We start from the raw sequence: 14869 nt of genomic DNA, 5'->3' as shown, positions 1-14869 counted from the left end.
CCTGCCCGTCATGCTTAAAGCGCACCAATGTGATCGAGCGCTTGCTGGAGCTGATCGCGTTGCAGCGTGTCGAAGGGCAGGGCGAAGAATGCTTCGCAACGGGCTGTTATCCGCGCCAACGTGGCGTGGAAAGCCGCGTCGACGGTCGCTGCATCGCCCTCGACATCGGACGGGTCCTCCAGGCCCCAGTGCGCCTTCAGTGCCGTGCCGAAGTACACCGGGCAGGCTTCGCCGGCGGCCTTGTCGCACACGGTGACCACGATGTCGGGCGGGCACCCCTCGAATGCCTCGTTACCCTTGCTGCTCAGACCCTGGGTCGAAATGCCGGCCTGCTGCAGGGTGGTCAGGCTGCGAGGCAACACCTGGCCCTTGGGAAAACTGCCGGCACTGACGGCTTCAAAGCCGTCAGGCGCCAGGTGATTGAACACGGCCTCGGAAAGGATGCTGCGGCAGCTGTTGGCCGTGCACATGAACAGAACTCGCATGGGGGCTCCTCCGCTTGCTGGCGGACTATCAGAGGCTAAGGCGCAGTGCCAAAGCCGAAAGGGTGATCAACAGCACGGGCAGGGTCAGCAAAATGCCGACCTTGAAGTAGTAACCCCAGGTTATACGCACGCCTTTGCGCGCCAGCACATGCAGCCAGAGCAGTGTTGCCAGGCTGCCGATAGGGGTGATTTTCGGGCCCAGGTCGCAGCCAATCACATTGGCGTAGATCATCGCCTCGCGCACTAGGCCTTGCGCTTCGCTGGCCTGGATCGACAACGCGCCGACCAGCACGCTGGGCATGTTGTTCATGACCGAAGACAGCAACGCTGCGATCACGCCGGTGCCCAGGGTGGCACTCCACAGCCCTTGTTGCGCCAGGCGGTCGAGCAGTTGGGTGAGCATGTCGGTCAGGCCGGCATTTTTCAGCCCGTAGACCACCAAGTACATGCCGAGCGAGAAAATCACCACCTGCCAGGGGGCCTCGCGCAGCACGCGGCGGGTCGCAATGCGCTGCCCGCGCGCGGCGACCGCGAACAGTAGGGCGGCACACACGGCTGCCACTGCACTGATCGGGATACCCAGTGGTTCAAGGGCGAACAGGCCCACCAGCAACGCCAGCAACACCCAACCCCCGACCGTGAAGGTGGCACGGTCGTGGATCGCTTCGCCGGGCGTTTTCAGGGCTGCAACGGTGTAGTGCTGCGGTATGTCACGGCGAAAGTACAGCGACAGTACCACCAGCGTCGCGGCGACGCTGACCAGGTTCACCGGCACCATCACCGAAGCGTACTCGGCGAAGCCCAACCCGAAGTAATCGGCCGAAACGATGTTCACCAGGTTGGAGACAACCAGCGGCAGGCTGGCGGTATCGGCGATAAAGCCGGCGGCCATGACGAAAGCCAGCGTCGCAGCCGCCGAGAAACGCAGTGCCAGCAGCATCGACATGACGATGGGGGTGAGGATAAGCGCCGCACCGTCGTTGGCGAACAATGCCGACACGGCAGCACCGAGGAGTATGCAGAAGGCGAACAGGCGGTAGCCGCTGCCATTGGCCCAGCGCGCCACATGCAGGGCTGCCCATTCGAAAAACCCGGCTTCGTCGAGCAGCAGGCTAATGATGATGACGGCGATGAACGTGAACGTGGCGTTCCAGACGATGCCCCAGACCGCCGGGATGTCGTGCAGCGAAACGGCACCTGTGGCAAGGGCGATGACCGCGCCGAGCGCGGCGCTCCAGCCAACGCCAAGCCCTTTGGGCTGCCAGATGACCAGGGTAAGGGTGAAAACGAAGACTGCAATGGCGACCAGCATAGGGTTCTTTCTCGTTGTTGATCAGCAGCAGGCAGAGCCCCGGACAGGGCGGCCATCCATGTTCTGCAGGCGTTGGGTGTTGTGTGCCAACCATTGCTCGTTGGCCTGTAGCGTCGCCTGCAGAACCGCGTTGACCCAAGTGGGCAGGTCCGGGTTGAGGCGGTAATACACCCATTGCCCCTGGCGTCGGTCCAGCAACAGGCCACTGCTGCGTAGCTGGGCCAGGTGGCGGCTTATCTTCGGCTGGCTGTCGTTCAGCGCGCACATCAACTCGCAGACGCAAAGTTCACCCAGGTTGGCGATCAGCAGGGTGGCGCGGGCACGGGTTTCGTCGGCCAGGCATTTGAACACTTCAGGTGGGGAAATCATGGCAGGGTCTTTACATATGGAAATCCGAATATACGTATTTCCATATGTATTGTCCAAGCGGATTTGTGATCTGCCGCCGCGGCCGCGCCTTGTCATTTGCCGGCGCTTGAGGCAGGGTCGAGGGCAATGACGTCCCTGCCAAAGGAGCCAGCCCATGTCAAAGCTTTATCCCAGTGTCGACCCCGAGGGTTTGATCGAGTACTCGGTGGTGTACACCGACCGCTCCCTCAATCATATGTCACAGGCATTTCAGGGCGTGATGAAGAACATCTCCGCCACCTTGAAACAGGTCTACAACGCCCAGGGTATGGCTGTGGTGCCGGGCAGTGGCACGTTTGGCATGGAAGCGGTGGCGCGGCAGTTCGCCACTGGCCAGCAGTGCCTGGTGATCCGCAACGGCTGGTTCAGTTATCGCTGGAGTCAGATTCTCGAGATGGGCAACATTCCGGCGGCTACCACGGTGCTGAAAGCCAGGCCGGTGGAAACCGGGCGCCAGGCAGCCTATGCGCCACCGCCGCTGGATGAAGTGCTGGCGGCGATTGCAGCACACAAACCGCAGGTGGTCTTTGCCCCGCATGTCGAAACGTCATCCGGGATCATGCTGCCCGACGATTACCTGCGCGCGGTGGGTGAGGCCGTGCATGCAGTGGGCGGCTTGTTCGTGCTGGACTGCATCGCCTCCGGCGCGGTGTGGGTCGATATGCACACGTGCGCCGTCGACCTGCTGCTCAGCGCGCCGCAGAAGGGGTGGAGTGCTTCCCCATGCTGCGCCCTGGTGATGTTCAGTGCCCTGGCCCTGCAACGCATCGAGCAGACACAGAGCAGCAGTTTTGCCTGCGATCTGAAAAAGTGGCTGCAGATCATGCAGGCCTATGAGCAGGGCGGGCATGCCTACCACGCGACCATGCCCAGCGATGCGCTGGCGCGGTTCAACGGCGTGATGAACGAGATGCGCGCCTACGGCTTCGACACACTGCGCGCCGAGCAACAGGCCCTCGGCAAGCGGGTGCGCGCCCTGTTGACCGGCAAAGGCATCAAGAGCGTGGCCGCCAGCGGTTTCCAGGCCCCGGGTGTAGTGGTGAGCTACACCGATGACGCCGCCATCAAGAACGGCAGCAAATTTGCCGACCACGGGCTGCAGATCGCCGCTGGGGTGCCGCTGCAGTGCGATGAGCCTGCAGATTTCCAGACCTTCCGCATTGGCCTGTTCGGGCTGGAAAAACTGCAGCATATCGAGCGCACCGTCGGCACGCTGGAGCAGGCGCTGGAGGAGGTGCTGGCGGAATAAGGGTTCCCGCCAACCCTTGCAGCCAAGCCGCTTCGCTATTGTCGTCGCCAGACCTCGCCTTGCTCGCTAACCACCCAAGGCGTGTCAGCCGGGTCGATGCATACCCCGCCTACCCAACGCTGAGCAGGGCGCTGGTCGAGCCAGTGGCGCTGGCCGGCCAGCACCTGTTCGGCGAGTGCGGTCAGCCGTAATGGCCGATGGGCCCAGGCGTCGCCCGGGCCTTCGCGCAGCAGCGGGTGGGGTGTATGGAGCAACGGCTGCAGCAGGGCATGGAACATCATGTCGCCCAGGTAAGGGAGCGGCTCATCCTGCTGCATCAGTTGGGTAAACACGCGTCCGGCTGGCAGCTCCCCATGCGATGCCAGAACGCGCAGCAGCAGGCGTTCGGTCAGGCACCGCGCGGGTTGCTTGGCGAGGCCCCGCATGCAGGCAACATCTGTTCGGTTACCGCCCACAAGCATGCCTGAGCCCCTCAAGCCGGCGCCGCGCCGCTCCGATAGCAGCACACCCACCGTCGAATCATCGATCAGAAGTGGTGCCAACCAGGAGTACTGCCCGCATGCTTGCCAACTTGAAGATCCGCACCGGAATGTTCTGGGTATTGTCGCTGTTCAGCTTGACCCTGCTGTTTTCCACCCTCAGTGCCTGGCGAGCGGCGGTTGGCAGTGACCAGCAGATCACCGAACTGGACCAGACTGCGCACCAGTCGGACCGCTTGAACAATGCCTTGCTGATGGCCATTCGTTCCAGCGCCAACGTGTCGTCGGGCTTCATCGAGCAACTCGGCGGCCACGACGACAGTGCTGCCAAGCGCATGGCACTGTCGCTCGAGTTGAACGAAAAAAGCCAGAAGCTGGTCGACGAATTCGTCGAAAACAGTCGGGAGCCGGCCCTGCGCACTTTGGCGACCGAGTTGCAGGCGACCTTCGCCGAATACGCCGCCGCGGTGGCCGGGCAGCGTGAGGCCACCCGCCAGCGCTCGCTGGAGCAATATTTCAAGGTCAACGTTGACGCCGGTAACGCCATGGGCCGGTTGCAGGCGCTACGCCAGCAACTGGTTGGCGAATTGGGCCAGCGTGGCCAGCAGATCATGCTCGAGTCCGATCGCCGCCTGGCCCGTGCGCAGTTGCTCAGCCTCGGCCTGCTGGCGGTGACCTTGGCCCTGGCAGCCCTGTGCTGGGGCTTCATCGCCCAGCGAGTGCTGCACCCCTTGCGTGAGGCCGGCCAGCACTTCCAGCGTATTGCCGGGGGCGACCTGAGCGTGCCGGTGCAGGCACAAGGCAGTAACGAGATCGGCCAGCTGTTCCACGAGTTGCAGCGCATGCAGCAAAGCCAGCGCGACACCCTGGGCCAGATCGGCCGCTGTGCCCGGCAACTGGACGAAGCCGCCACTGCGCTGGACGCGGTAACCGAGCAAAGCGCCAACAACCTGCGCCAACAGGGGCTGGAGCTGGAACAGGCAGCCACTGCCGTGACCGAAATGACCACCGCCGTGGAGGAGGTTGCACGCAATGCGATCAGCACCTCGCAGACTACCAGCGAGTCCAACCAGCTAGCCACGCAAAGCCGCCGCCAGGTCAGCGACAATATCGACGGCACCGAGGCCATGACCCGCGAGATCCAGACCAGCAGTACCCACCTGGAGCAGTTAGTGGGGCAGGTGCGCGATATCGGCAAGGTGCTGGAAGTGATCCGCTCGGTCTCCGAGCAAACCAACCTGCTGGCGCTGAACGCCGCCATCGAAGCGGCGCGTGCCGGGGAGGCGGGCCGCGGCTTTGCCGTGGTGGCCGATGAAGTGCGTACGCTGGCCTACCGCACGCAACAGTCGACCCAGGAAATCGAGCAAATGATCGGCCGCGTACAGGCCGGCACCGAAGCGGCAGTGGCGTCGATGCAGGCCAGCACCCACCGTGCGCAGTCGACCCTGGACGTGACCCTGGCCTCGGGGCAGGTGCTGGAGGGTATCTACAGTGCGATTGGCGAAATCAACGAACGCAACCTGGTCATCGCCAGCGCCGCCGAAGAGCAGGCGCAAGTTGCGCGCGAAGTGGACCGCAACCTGCTGAACATCCGTGAACTGTCCAACCATTCGGCGGCCGGGGCGCAGCAGACCAGCGCTGCGAGCAAGGCGCTGTCGGGCCTGGTGGGGGAGATGACGGCCTTGGTCGGGCAGTTCAAGCTTTGAACGCCTTCGGCCCAGAACATTTACGAGCCTCGCAGAGATCGAGCGGCCCTCGCGCAGCGCTCGGTCTCTCGGCACGCGCCTGTCATCCAAAACTCAGTCGACATTTCCTACGTTACGCCGGGAAGTGCTGGACTTCTCGCAGAATCGGTTCCCCGCTAGCGTTCATGTCTTCAGTTTGCCGGAAGACAAGGACCTCTTCATGCATCGCCCACCTCAAGGCCGCGGGGCCTTCTGTTGCTACCGATTTCGCCTGAGCGCTGAGCAGCGCCGGAGTGCTGCAGTCGCTCGACAGCCTTGTCTCAAGGTGGTAGCCGGGAGTCCGCATGCCTAGCCAGTCCGATCTGCGGTTCAGCTTCGAGGCCCTGGCCGGCCGGGTTGAGTTCGAAGTGGTGTCGTTCGAACTCGACGAGGCCATCAGCGCGCCGTTCCAACTGCACCTGGAACTGATCAGTTTCGACGCAGATGTCGACTTCGGCCTGCTGCTCGACAAGCCCGGGCTGTTCACGGTCTGGCGTGGCGAGCAGCCGCTGCGCCATGTGCACGGCCTGGTCAGCAGTTTCAGCCAAGGCGAGACCGGCAGGTTTCGTACCTACTACCACGCGTTGCTAGAGCCGCAACTGGCCCGCGCCAGGCTGCGTTCGAACTGGCGCATCTTCCAGCACAAGACTGTGCCTCAGATTATTGAACTGATGTTGCAGCGCCAGGGCATCAACCGCTTCGAAATCAAGAGCCTCGGCGAGCATCAGGTCAGGGAATTCTGCGTCCAGGCCGGTGAAACCGACCTCGATTTCATCGCCCGGCTGGCAGCCGAAGAAGGCTTTGTCTACCGCTTCGAGCACACGCCACAACAGCACCGCCTGGTCATTACCGATCGGCTGCTGGCGTTTGGCACTATCAGCCGGGGCGCGGTCCGGGCCGATGACCCACAAGCGGTAGATGAGGGTGATATCGGCCCCGACCACGTGCTGTATCACGCCAACAGCGGTGGTGATCAGGCCGTGCCGTGCCTGCGGCGCCTGCGTTACAGCGAGCAGGTCCGCAGCACCCGGCAGGTGCAGCGGGACTACACCTTCACCCACCCGCGCTACCGCCAGGAGCATCGGGCCGCTGACAGCAGCATCCCCCATCAAACGCTGGCCTACGAGCGTTTCGACTACCCTGGGCGCTACAAGCGGGACGCGGTCGGCGTACCGTTCACGGCCACGCGCCTCGCGGCGCTGCGCCACGACGCGCATGTTGCCGAGGTGCAGGGCGATGATGTGCGCCTGCAACCAGGGCTGAGTTTCACGCTTGTCGGGCACCCGCGCGCAGACCTGAACGTGCATTGGCGGCCGATCCGCGTGCACCATGAAGGCGTGCAGTTCACCAGCCTGCAGGAAGAGGCAGGCAGCGCCGACCAGGGCACCCGCTACGTGCAGCGTGCCATGCTGGTGCCGGGCACTCGCGAATGGCGCCCGGCACCCCTGGCCAAACCCCGTATCGATGGCCCGCACATGGCCACCGTGGTCGGCCCGCCCGGCGAAGAGATCTACTGTGACGAGTGGGGCCGGGTCAAGGTCAGTTTTCCCTGGGATCGGGAGAGCAAGGGCAATGAGTTCAGCTCTTGCTGGGTCCGGGTTTCGCAAAGCTGGGCAGGCGGCAGTTGGGGCTCGATGGCCATCCCGCGCATTGGCCAGGACGTGATCATCCAGTACGTCAATGCCGACCCCGACCAGCCGCTGATCATCGGGCGTACCTACTGCGGTGATCAGCTTCCGCCGTATGACCTGCCGGAGCACAAAACCCGCATGACCATCAAGAGCCAGACCCACAAGGGCAATGGCTTCAATGAGCTGCGCTTCGAGGATGAACTGGGCAGGGAGGAGGTGTTCATTCATGCCCAGCGCGACTACAACACGGTGGTCGGCAACGACGAAACCACGCGTGTCGGGCGCAATCGGCTGGAGCAGGTGGGCAATGATCAGCAACTTAGCATCGGTAACCACTATCGCCAGGAAACCGGGGGCAACCACAACCAGTTCATCGGGCAGAACTGCCAGGTCGAGATCAAGCATGACCTGACGAATCAGGTCGGTAACAACCGCAGTGAGGCGACCCTGGGCTGTCAGCAGGTTCTCGTCGGCAAGGACAGCGCCTTGGTGGTCAAAGGTGCTCAACGGGTCGAAGTCGGCAACGGCATGCAGCAGCGCACTACGGTGTATCAGCTGCATGCCAGTGAGCGCATAGAGTTGAAAACCCCAGGTGGCTGCATCGTGCTGGACCGGCGCGGTATCACCCTCAATGGCCAGACACTGAACCTGATGGGGCAAACCCAGGCGACTGCGCAGGGGGCAGGCAGCGCTACGTCGCTGACATTGACGCCGAACGCTGCCAGCACCTGTGAGGGAAAGCTCTGATGACGGCTGATGAACTGGCCCACGTGATCGAACAGCAGCACGCGCCCAACCTGTACAGCTATGTGTTGGTCGACCCCCTCGCGCCCGAGGACAAAGGCGATCCAGCCTTGCTCGCCCAGCTTCGCGAGGCATTGGGGGCGAGCGCTTTGATGCATGTACCCAGGCCCGACCTGGCGCATGTGCCGCACCTGCATCCTGTACTGGTATGCCTGGCTGTGCCCGGTGCGCTGCCCAGCCGCGCAATATTGGAATTGACCGCCCGGGCAGCCGTGCGTGGGTTGTTTCAGCCAAGGCGCTACCTATGCGGCTGGGTGTTCAGTGAACAGCCAGCGGCCGACATTGCAGCTCACCTCAGTCGCTTGTGCCGGTTACCCGACACAGCCCAGGCACTGAGCTTCTATCCGGTCTACGAGCCGATACGCCTGGAGCTGCTTGCGGCATCGTTCAAGCAAGGGGAGCGTGCGCCGTGGTGGCCCATCAGCCGCTGGTTGTTTCTCAACAGCAGTGGGCAGTTGCTGAACCTCAAGGGGCAGAGCGGGCAGCGCTGTCTGTTGCCCGCGTCTGCCTGGCGCATGCAAGCGGATGGAGCATTGGTCGAGCGCGTATTGCGGAGCTTGAGCGCTCTGCGAGCAGGCGTGAACAATAGCTTTCAGTGTCAGATACCGTCGTTTGCGGCTGTACGAGCCGGCAACCATATCCAGGAAGCACGCGCCTTGGGCTTGACCGACTCGGAAGATATCGTGGTGCTGGCCCTGCACCAGCTGTGCATTCATCCCCAGCTAACCTCCCTTGCCGCCGTGCGCGGCCTGATAGATGTAGCCTGCCAAGAGCAGCGCGCGCTAGCGCCGTTGCTTGCCTGCTACTCCGAGGCGCATTGGCGGCACCTGATCCAACTCCTGCCGGAAGCGGAGCGCCTTGCATGACCATCAGTCAACGAATCGCCCTGGCTGTCGCTGAAGCCGGGCTGCCGCATGACCACTGCATGGTTTGTCAGCGCCAGGGGCTGCCCATTCTGCCCCTGCGCCGTGCGCTGGTCCCGGATACCCGACCGGAGTGCGTCACTACCGTGGCGGGGCATTTGCACATCTGCGCCAAGCCTGGCCTGCGCACGTTACGCATGGGCTACCTGTATGTCTTGCTTGACCAGCAGGTCTGGCAAGCCTACGCCGTCAGCGCACAGGGCCATCTGCGACGCTTTGACCCCTATGCGCCCCCAGCTGGCCCACCTGGGCCACTGCCGGAAAAATGTGCGCAGCAAAACCACGATATTCCGGCGGCCTTCGTCACGATCGACACCGACAAATACAACAGTGCCTGGCTGGCCTTTTCCAGTGATGCCTGGCCGGTGAGCGTGCTGAACGCCTACAAGCAAGGCGTGGCACCAAGGCACCGCTTCGTAGGGATTGATCTGACCCAGGCGCGTACCCATCCGCAATTGCTGGGCCTGGCGATGACGGCCGACCAGTTGCAAGTTGACAACCAGGTGTTCGAGTACAGCCAGCAGGCGTGCGCACCGTTCGACAGCGTGCATGGTTTCCACAGCCGCTGGCTGCGCAGGTTTGCCCTGCGTGGTTACGTGGTCAATGCATCGGACCGCCACCAGTTGGCAAACGGTGTGTTGGCGCTGGTGCTGGACGACACCGTCGGTCTCATCCAGGAATACAACCACCAGCGGCTGAGCTGGGTAGTGAAGCGCCAGGTCTGGCGTGAGGACCCACTACGCGCGTACCAGTTGCAGACGTCGCAGATAGTACAGGTGATCCGCGCCACGCACCGGGAGTGGGCGGCACAAGGGGTGCCGTCGCTGCAGCCGGTGACCGGCGATGGGCCACCAATTTTCGTGGACCCGGCAGTCGAGCGACAGCGTTTGGTCGAGCGTGCGCAGCTGGAAAGTGATGCCCGTCTAGAAGAGCGCTACCACGAGCCGCAGCGGGCTGCTTTCCAAGCTGAGTACGAGGCGCAGGATGCCGAGTTCCAGCGCTACATCGACCAGGACGCGCAGGCCTATGTTGCATTGTTCGATACCCCGATGTTCAAGGTGGCCGAGCGCCACGACTATGACGGCCGTGATCGCGAGTCCGGTGTGGCCTATACCAAGACCATGGGGCTGTGCTTGGGCGGTGGTGTCACAGAGGCCGTGGTGGCCAGCCTTGAACCCCGCCAGCCCCCAGCCGGTACCAGCGAACGGCTGTGGCAGGTATGGCTACAAAACCCCGACAGCCCTCCCTACCGCGCGCTGCTGATGCGTGACAACGCTTTGCTGGCCGCGCTGTTCCCCAGTTTTTCAGGTGACCAGGCAATCAACTGGAACGACAGCGACAAGCTCTTCGGCATGTTGAGCAAGGTCATCGCCAGCGACGATGCCGGTTTACGCATGCGAAATAGCTTGAAGCAGGCCATCGCCGAAACGCAGAGCGCGGTGAATGCCGCCAGTCAACGCCTGGCGCCTAGCCTCGGGCCAGGCATTCACAACGCTGTTCGGCACCTGAACAGCGCAATCCAGTTTCTTTACAACGGGGTGCAACTGATCGAGCTTGAAGTGAAGATGAAGCTGGGCGAGTACTACGCCTTGCAGAGTGCGCACTTACGCCAGTTGCAGCACCGCGCAAATGCCTCCCTCGCTGAGGCGAGAGACCGTATGTATCGCAGTGTCGATGACTTTGAAGTTGGTTCGCTCAAGGCGATGCGCAAGGTCCGGCCGATCCTGCAGCACGGGTTGATGAGCCTTGCGCTGCTCGACCCTCGTCTGACCAACACCGTGATCAGTGTCACGGTCTGGGTCGAAGGCACGGCTGCGCAAGTGCATGGCCGGTTAGTCGAAGCGGCCAGCATCAAGCTGACTCAGGCGAGCAGTGCGGCGCACGCGGCCATGGTGGATATCTCGGTCGCGGCAGGTACCCTCGACAGCAATGCCCGCAAGTTGCTTGACGGGATGAAGATAACTGCGCACCAGGCCAGCCAGCTGGTGCGTGGCGGTTTCTCAGGCCTGCGCGGGGTTGCAGGCAGTTGGGAGGTACTACTCGGGATCGGTGGGTTGTATTTGCAGTATGACAGCCTGACCAGGAATCAAGAAAAGGCCGAGGCAGAGATTGGGCCCAAGGCTTACGAGGCCAAATTGGCGCTGCAGGGTTCGCAACTGGGTGTGCTTGGGGGGCAAATCGAATTGGTGGGGCTGGTGTTGAGGGGCGCTGCGGGTTTAAGCACGCCTTGGGCTCTTAACGTAACGGCTCCTGGGGCGGCTTTAATTCGACTCGGCGCTATATTCAGCGCGGTTGCTGGAGTCTTTGATATCGCACAAGCGGTTGTCGCTACTGAACAAACTGCCGCCAAAGGAGATAAAACAGCGCGAAATATGAATGTTATGTCTCTGGCAGCATTTACCGCTGGCACCCTAACCTTTGTAGGCGCAGTTTTGACATCAGCAACATTCGGGCCGCTGGGGTTGGCCATTATCTTTACGCTTATTGGATATGCTGCGGGCAGAAGCGCTCTAAAAAAAGAGTCGAGCGAATTGGAGGTCTGGATTAAACGTTGCTTTTTTGGTAGGGCCAACGAACATCCGAAGATTCATTGGGATGCCCCCGAGTATGCAGATATCGCATTTTCTGAGTTGAATGCGGTTACGCTTGGCGTCAAAGCCAACCTTCATTTTTCATCTTCGATAGATACCAGAGAGTCCATGAGAAGGATGGGTGGGTTAGTCCATGTTGAGATAGAGCAAAAATTGATTTTCAAAATAGTACTACCCAAATATCGAGAGGATGTTTCTGCTTTCTCATGGGCCCTTGTTGTGCATCGTGACGGGGATGGATCATTTCCCGAATACAGCGGTGGCGAAACACTGATTTCTGAAGGGTTTGAAAACTCATTAGTAAAGTCTCTTTCAAAAATAGCCAGCTATTCTCGATATTCACCACCTAGACTTCCTGACTACAAAAAACGGTTCGAGGTGGTCAGAGAAGTCAAGCATGTAGTGACCGAAGGCGTGACCGGACGATGGTTGGAAATATCGGGTGTGGTCGAACTTATGCCGGTCATAGGGCGGCACACAATTACTGCAGCAACGCTTTCGGTCATGTATTGGCCAGATGGTTCAATCGTGGATGCCTATGCTGCTATGACCAGACGAGGTGTGAATGACTAAGCTCACATCGCCACCTCTAAGTGAGCGCGGCTTGGGTTGGAGGTATGATCTCCCTCATGTTGGAGAAGAGCCCAAGGTCAGTGGGTGTCTGGACAGGATCAAACCCCCACCCAACTATTACGATGCGATCTATCTGGAGTTGCCAAGGCAGTCAGTCAGCTTGCGAGGCGTTGTAGCATTATTGGGTGTGCCATCGATGCTGCTCTGCTTAGGCGTGGCGCTATGGTTGTATTGGGGGTTGCTGTTTGAAGGGTTTACCCATGATTGGGTCACCAATGTCTTGACTGTGATATTTCCTGTGCTACCGCTGTGGGTGATCCTTTGCTTTATCAAGTTGGATCTGACTGTTCCAAGAGACGAGCCCATTCGCTTCAATCGGTTACGCCGAAAAATCTACCTCTATCAATTCAGATTTCATTACATGTATTTATTCAGCCCCAGACACTGGGGCGTCAAACCCGTTGCCTACAACTGGGATGACGTTACCGCCGAGGTTTACCGAATCTACGCCCCCGGCCACGGCGGTCTGATCGAAAACGTCATGCTTTCGGTCCGTAACCCGGAAACCAACGAAGTCATTGACCGCGTGTTTTTCAGCCACGACCTCTACCACGGCGAGGCCTACTGGGCCATCGCCAGACTGTTCATGCAGCAAGGCCCCAAGGCCCTCCCGAAGTTCGTACACCCCGCGCGAGACTGGAATGATGATGATGGTCTGAGCCACATGCACTGCCTGGCGCCGAAGGTTTACTGGCCAGTGGCGATTGATCGCGAATCACGTACCGCACCGCACACAGGCGAAGCGCGATGAAACCTGTTGTGCTTGTCGGTCATCGACATCTCTGCCCATTGCATGGCGCTAACCAGGTCGAGAGCGGGAGTGCTGGGTATACATTCAACGGCAGCGCAGTGGCCAGAGTGGGGGACCGGACTACCTGCGGTGCGCTAATCGAAAGCGGGGCCGAGCACTTCCTGATCGAGGGGGCTGCTGTCGCGCGCAAGGGGGATAGGACTGATCATGGCGGCGTGCTGGACGAAGGGGATGCAGGCTGGTTGCTGGAGTGAGGCGACTTGCGCGCACTGCATGGCTGGCGTGCATCACCGCCCAGTCTTGCTGATCTTTTTGCCGGCCTGCGCAGCCACTTCCAGCGCCTGGCCGTCCCGCTGCTTGCCTTGGCGTGCCAGGCCCTCGAGCTGGGGTATCAGCATGCCTTCCGGCAAGTGCCGCCAGAACCGCCCCGGCATGTGCAGGCGCAGGGCATCAGGGTTGAGGCGGGCAGGGTTGAACGTATGGCGATAATAGGTACGCCATAGCTCGGCCCCTGGGTCTTCGGCACTGCGCGCCCACTGCCGCCATTGCGCCGGGCAGCGCCGTTGATAGTCGAACCCGGCACCGTCGAAGCGAATGCCATCCTGAGGCGTAGCGATCAGCCAGCGCAACTTACCCAGGCGGTCGGCGAAGTGCGCACTGGCGCTCTGCAGAACGTCATGTGCCGGCTCGTGGTAAGCCACCAGGTCCAGTTGCAATTGCCCAGCCACCACTTCGGGCAGCGGCACGAAGCGGACAAAGGCATGCAAATGATGGGCTTCGCGCGTTACCTGCTTGATGCGCCGTTGCAACTCACTGCCCAGGCGGTCCCCCGCCAGCATTGCGGTGCGGTCGCCGTGGGCGACACGCCACAGCACTTCGTACAGCAGGTTCCAGCGTTGTTCGCCACGGTAGCGAGAGGCCAGTTCCAACTGCCCCAACAACTGGGCCGGGACTTTGGCCCGGAAGGGGCCAGGGCCGGCAGGCAGCGCTGTGGGTACAGCCAGTAGATCCGCCATGGGGCCCTGGTTCCAGGTGATTTCCGAAGGGTCGATGCCATGCCCCAGTAACACCCGCGCCTGTTCACGCCATGTGGCGAACAGGTCGTCGCAGTCGAGCGCAATCACCCCCACAACCCCATTTGCACCGGCGCTTGCGGTTCGCGCAGGCGTGCACGCAGCAACCCGCTGCGCAGTTCGGCCTGTGCCGGGCGGTAATCGCTGGTGACGATGAACGGGCGCGCCTTGTCCAGTACGCAGCGCAGCTGAATCAGGTCGTCATAGCGGATACGCCGTTCCCGGCGCAAGGCCACCAGGCGCTGCACGCTGCGCAGGCCAATGCCGGGGATGCGTGCCAGCAGCGCCGGCTCGGCGCGGTTCACGTCCAAGGGGAATACCTCGCGGTTGGCCAGCGCCCAGGCCAGCTTGGGGTCGATGTCCAGTGCCAGGTTACCGTGCTGGCCCAACAGCTCACCCGCCTTGTAGCCATAGCCCCGGAGCAGGAAGTCAGCCTGGTACAAGCGGTGCTCGCGCAACAGTGGGGGGGCGGCCAACGGCACGCTGCCTGGGCTGTCGGGGATCGGGCTGAACGCGGAGTAGTACACCCGCTTGAGGCCGTAACCCTGGTAAAGCGATTCGGCATTGCGCAACAAGGTGCTGTCATCGGTGCTGTCGGCCCCGACGATGACCTGGGTACTTTGCCCCGCCGGGGTAAAGCGCGGTGCCCTGGGTTCATTGGCTACGGCTTGCTGCCCCTGGTGAATGACGCCCATGGCCTGGCGAATGGTGTGTGCCTGCTTTTCGGGTGCCAGGCGCTTGAGGCTGTCGTCGGTCGGCAGTTCGATGTTGACGCTGAGCCGGTCGGCCAGGCGCCCGGCTTCTTC

The 14869-nt window shown here is 61.8% G+C and carries 12 protein-coding genes and 1 pseudogene; 7 read left to right on the top strand and 6 right to left on the bottom strand.

What is annotated here, in order from left to right; all coding sequences use genetic code 11:
* Window positions 1-14: 14 nt before the first annotated feature.
* The 3 genes from APH30_RS12810 to APH30_RS12800 are packed head-to-tail and all read right to left on the bottom strand — an operon-like array spanning window position 15 to window position 2166.
* Window positions 15-485, bottom strand: coding sequence for an arsenate reductase ArsC (locus APH30_RS12810; RefSeq protein WP_054912758.1), 471 nt, complete (start codon window positions 483-485; stop codon window positions 15-17).
* A gap of 28 nt (window positions 486-513) precedes the next feature.
* Window positions 514-1797 (bottom strand): arsenic transporter, encoded by a 1284-nt coding sequence (locus tag APH30_RS12805; RefSeq protein WP_054912757.1) that lies wholly within the window; start codon window positions 1795-1797, stop codon window positions 514-516.
* A 21-nt stretch (window positions 1798-1818) separates the two neighbouring features.
* Window positions 1819-2166, bottom strand: a complete 348-nt coding sequence (locus APH30_RS12800; protein ID WP_054912756.1) for a metalloregulator ArsR/SmtB family transcription factor — start codon at window positions 2164-2166, stop codon at window positions 1819-1821.
* A 154-nt stretch (window positions 2167-2320) separates the two neighbouring features.
* Here APH30_RS12800 and APH30_RS12795 point away from each other — a divergent pair, with 154 nt between their 5' ends.
* On the top strand, window positions 2321-3454 hold the full coding sequence (locus APH30_RS12795; protein ID WP_054912755.1) for an aminotransferase class V-fold PLP-dependent enzyme: 1134 nt from the start codon (window positions 2321-2323) through the stop codon (window positions 3452-3454).
* 35 nt (window positions 3455-3489) lie between these two features.
* Here APH30_RS12795 and APH30_RS12790 read toward each other — a convergent pair whose 3' ends face one another.
* Complete coding sequence (locus APH30_RS12790; RefSeq protein WP_054912754.1) at window positions 3490-3879, bottom strand: hypothetical protein; 390 nt, start codon at window positions 3877-3879, stop codon at window positions 3490-3492.
* A gap of 134 nt (window positions 3880-4013) precedes the next feature.
* Here APH30_RS12790 and APH30_RS12785 point away from each other — a divergent pair, with 134 nt between their 5' ends.
* The 6 genes from APH30_RS12785 to APH30_RS12755 all read left to right on the top strand — a co-directional run bounded on the left by APH30_RS12785 (window position 4014) and on the right by APH30_RS12755 (window position 13244).
* Entirely contained in the window at window positions 4014-5639 is a 1626-nt protein-coding gene (locus APH30_RS12785; RefSeq protein ID WP_054912753.1) for a methyl-accepting chemotaxis protein, read from the top strand.
* Window positions 5640-5962: 323 nt separating this feature from the next.
* A complete protein-coding gene (locus APH30_RS12775) occupies window positions 5963-8035 on the top strand; it encodes a type VI secretion system Vgr family protein (RefSeq protein WP_054912751.1) in 2073 nt (690 codons plus the stop codon).
* The gene (locus APH30_RS12770) at window positions 8035-8958 is read left to right on the top strand and encodes a hypothetical protein (protein WP_054912750.1); all 924 of its coding nucleotides are present in this window, start codon (window positions 8035-8037) and stop codon (window positions 8956-8958) included. The genes APH30_RS12775 and APH30_RS12770 overlap by 1 nt, the downstream gene beginning before the upstream one ends.
* On the top strand, window positions 8955-12179 hold the full coding sequence (locus APH30_RS12765) for a T6SS effector BTH_I2691 family protein (protein WP_054912749.1): 3225 nt from the start codon (window positions 8955-8957) through the stop codon (window positions 12177-12179). Before APH30_RS12770 ends, APH30_RS12765 begins: the two co-directional genes overlap by 4 nt.
* Window positions 12172-12990, top strand: a complete 819-nt coding sequence (locus tag APH30_RS29520; RefSeq protein WP_236184372.1) for a DUF6708 domain-containing protein — start codon at window positions 12172-12174, stop codon at window positions 12988-12990. Before APH30_RS12765 ends, APH30_RS29520 begins: the two co-directional genes overlap by 8 nt.
* Window positions 12987-13244 carry a PAAR domain-containing protein gene (locus APH30_RS12755; protein ID WP_054912748.1) on the top strand — a complete coding sequence of 86 codons (258 nt, stop codon included), beginning with the start codon at window positions 12987-12989 and terminating at the stop codon, window positions 13242-13244. Before APH30_RS29520 ends, APH30_RS12755 begins: the two co-directional genes overlap by 4 nt.
* A 33-nt stretch (window positions 13245-13277) precedes the next feature.
* Here the strand turns inward: APH30_RS12755 and APH30_RS12750 are convergent, their stop codons facing one another.
* Window positions 13278-14120, bottom strand: coding sequence for a TIGR03915 family putative DNA repair protein (locus tag APH30_RS12750; RefSeq protein ID WP_054912747.1), 843 nt, complete (start codon window positions 14118-14120; stop codon window positions 13278-13280).
* Window positions 14111-14869 (bottom strand): annotated as a pseudogene (locus APH30_RS12745) (biotin synthase); the annotation flags it as partial. The gene APH30_RS12750 and the pseudogene APH30_RS12745, both read right to left, overlap by 10 nt.

It is taken from the genome of Pseudomonas sp. NBRC 111127 (assembly GCF_001320345.1).
GTDB lineage: Bacteria > Pseudomonadota > Gammaproteobacteria > Pseudomonadales > Pseudomonadaceae > Aquipseudomonas > Aquipseudomonas juntendi.
Note: the sequence above shows the minus strand (reverse complement) of the source record. Positions and strands in the feature narration are given on the sequence as shown.

What these genes read in the sequence shown, in the direction of transcription:
- APH30_RS12810 (WP_054912758.1), bottom strand. Translation starts at nt 485, where the DNA reads ATGCGAGTTCTGTTCATGTGCACGGCCAACAGCTGCCGCAGCATCCTT.
- APH30_RS12805 (WP_054912757.1), bottom strand. Translation starts at nt 1,797, where the DNA reads ATGCTGGTCGCCATTGCAGTCTTCGTTTTCACCCTTACCCTGGTCATC.
- APH30_RS12800 (WP_054912756.1), bottom strand. Translation starts at nt 2,166, where the DNA reads ATGATTTCCCCACCTGAAGTGTTCAAATGCCTGGCCGACGAAACCCGT.
- APH30_RS12795 (WP_054912755.1), top strand. Translation starts at nt 2,321, where the DNA reads ATGTCAAAGCTTTATCCCAGTGTCGACCCCGAGGGTTTGATCGAGTAC.
- APH30_RS12790 (WP_054912754.1), bottom strand. Translation starts at nt 3,879, where the DNA reads ATGCGGGGCCTCGCCAAGCAACCCGCGCGGTGCCTGACCGAACGCCTG.
- APH30_RS12785 (WP_054912753.1), top strand. Translation starts at nt 4,014, where the DNA reads ATGCTTGCCAACTTGAAGATCCGCACCGGAATGTTCTGGGTATTGTCG.
- APH30_RS12775 (WP_054912751.1), top strand. Translation starts at nt 5,963, where the DNA reads ATGCCTAGCCAGTCCGATCTGCGGTTCAGCTTCGAGGCCCTGGCCGGC.
- APH30_RS12770 (WP_054912750.1), top strand. Translation starts at nt 8,035, where the DNA reads ATGACGGCTGATGAACTGGCCCACGTGATCGAACAGCAGCACGCGCCC.
- APH30_RS12765 (WP_054912749.1), top strand. Translation starts at nt 8,955, where the DNA reads ATGACCATCAGTCAACGAATCGCCCTGGCTGTCGCTGAAGCCGGGCTG.
- APH30_RS29520 (WP_236184372.1), top strand. Translation starts at nt 12,172, where the DNA reads ATGACTAAGCTCACATCGCCACCTCTAAGTGAGCGCGGCTTGGGTTGG.
- APH30_RS12755 (WP_054912748.1), top strand. Translation starts at nt 12,987, where the DNA reads ATGAAACCTGTTGTGCTTGTCGGTCATCGACATCTCTGCCCATTGCAT.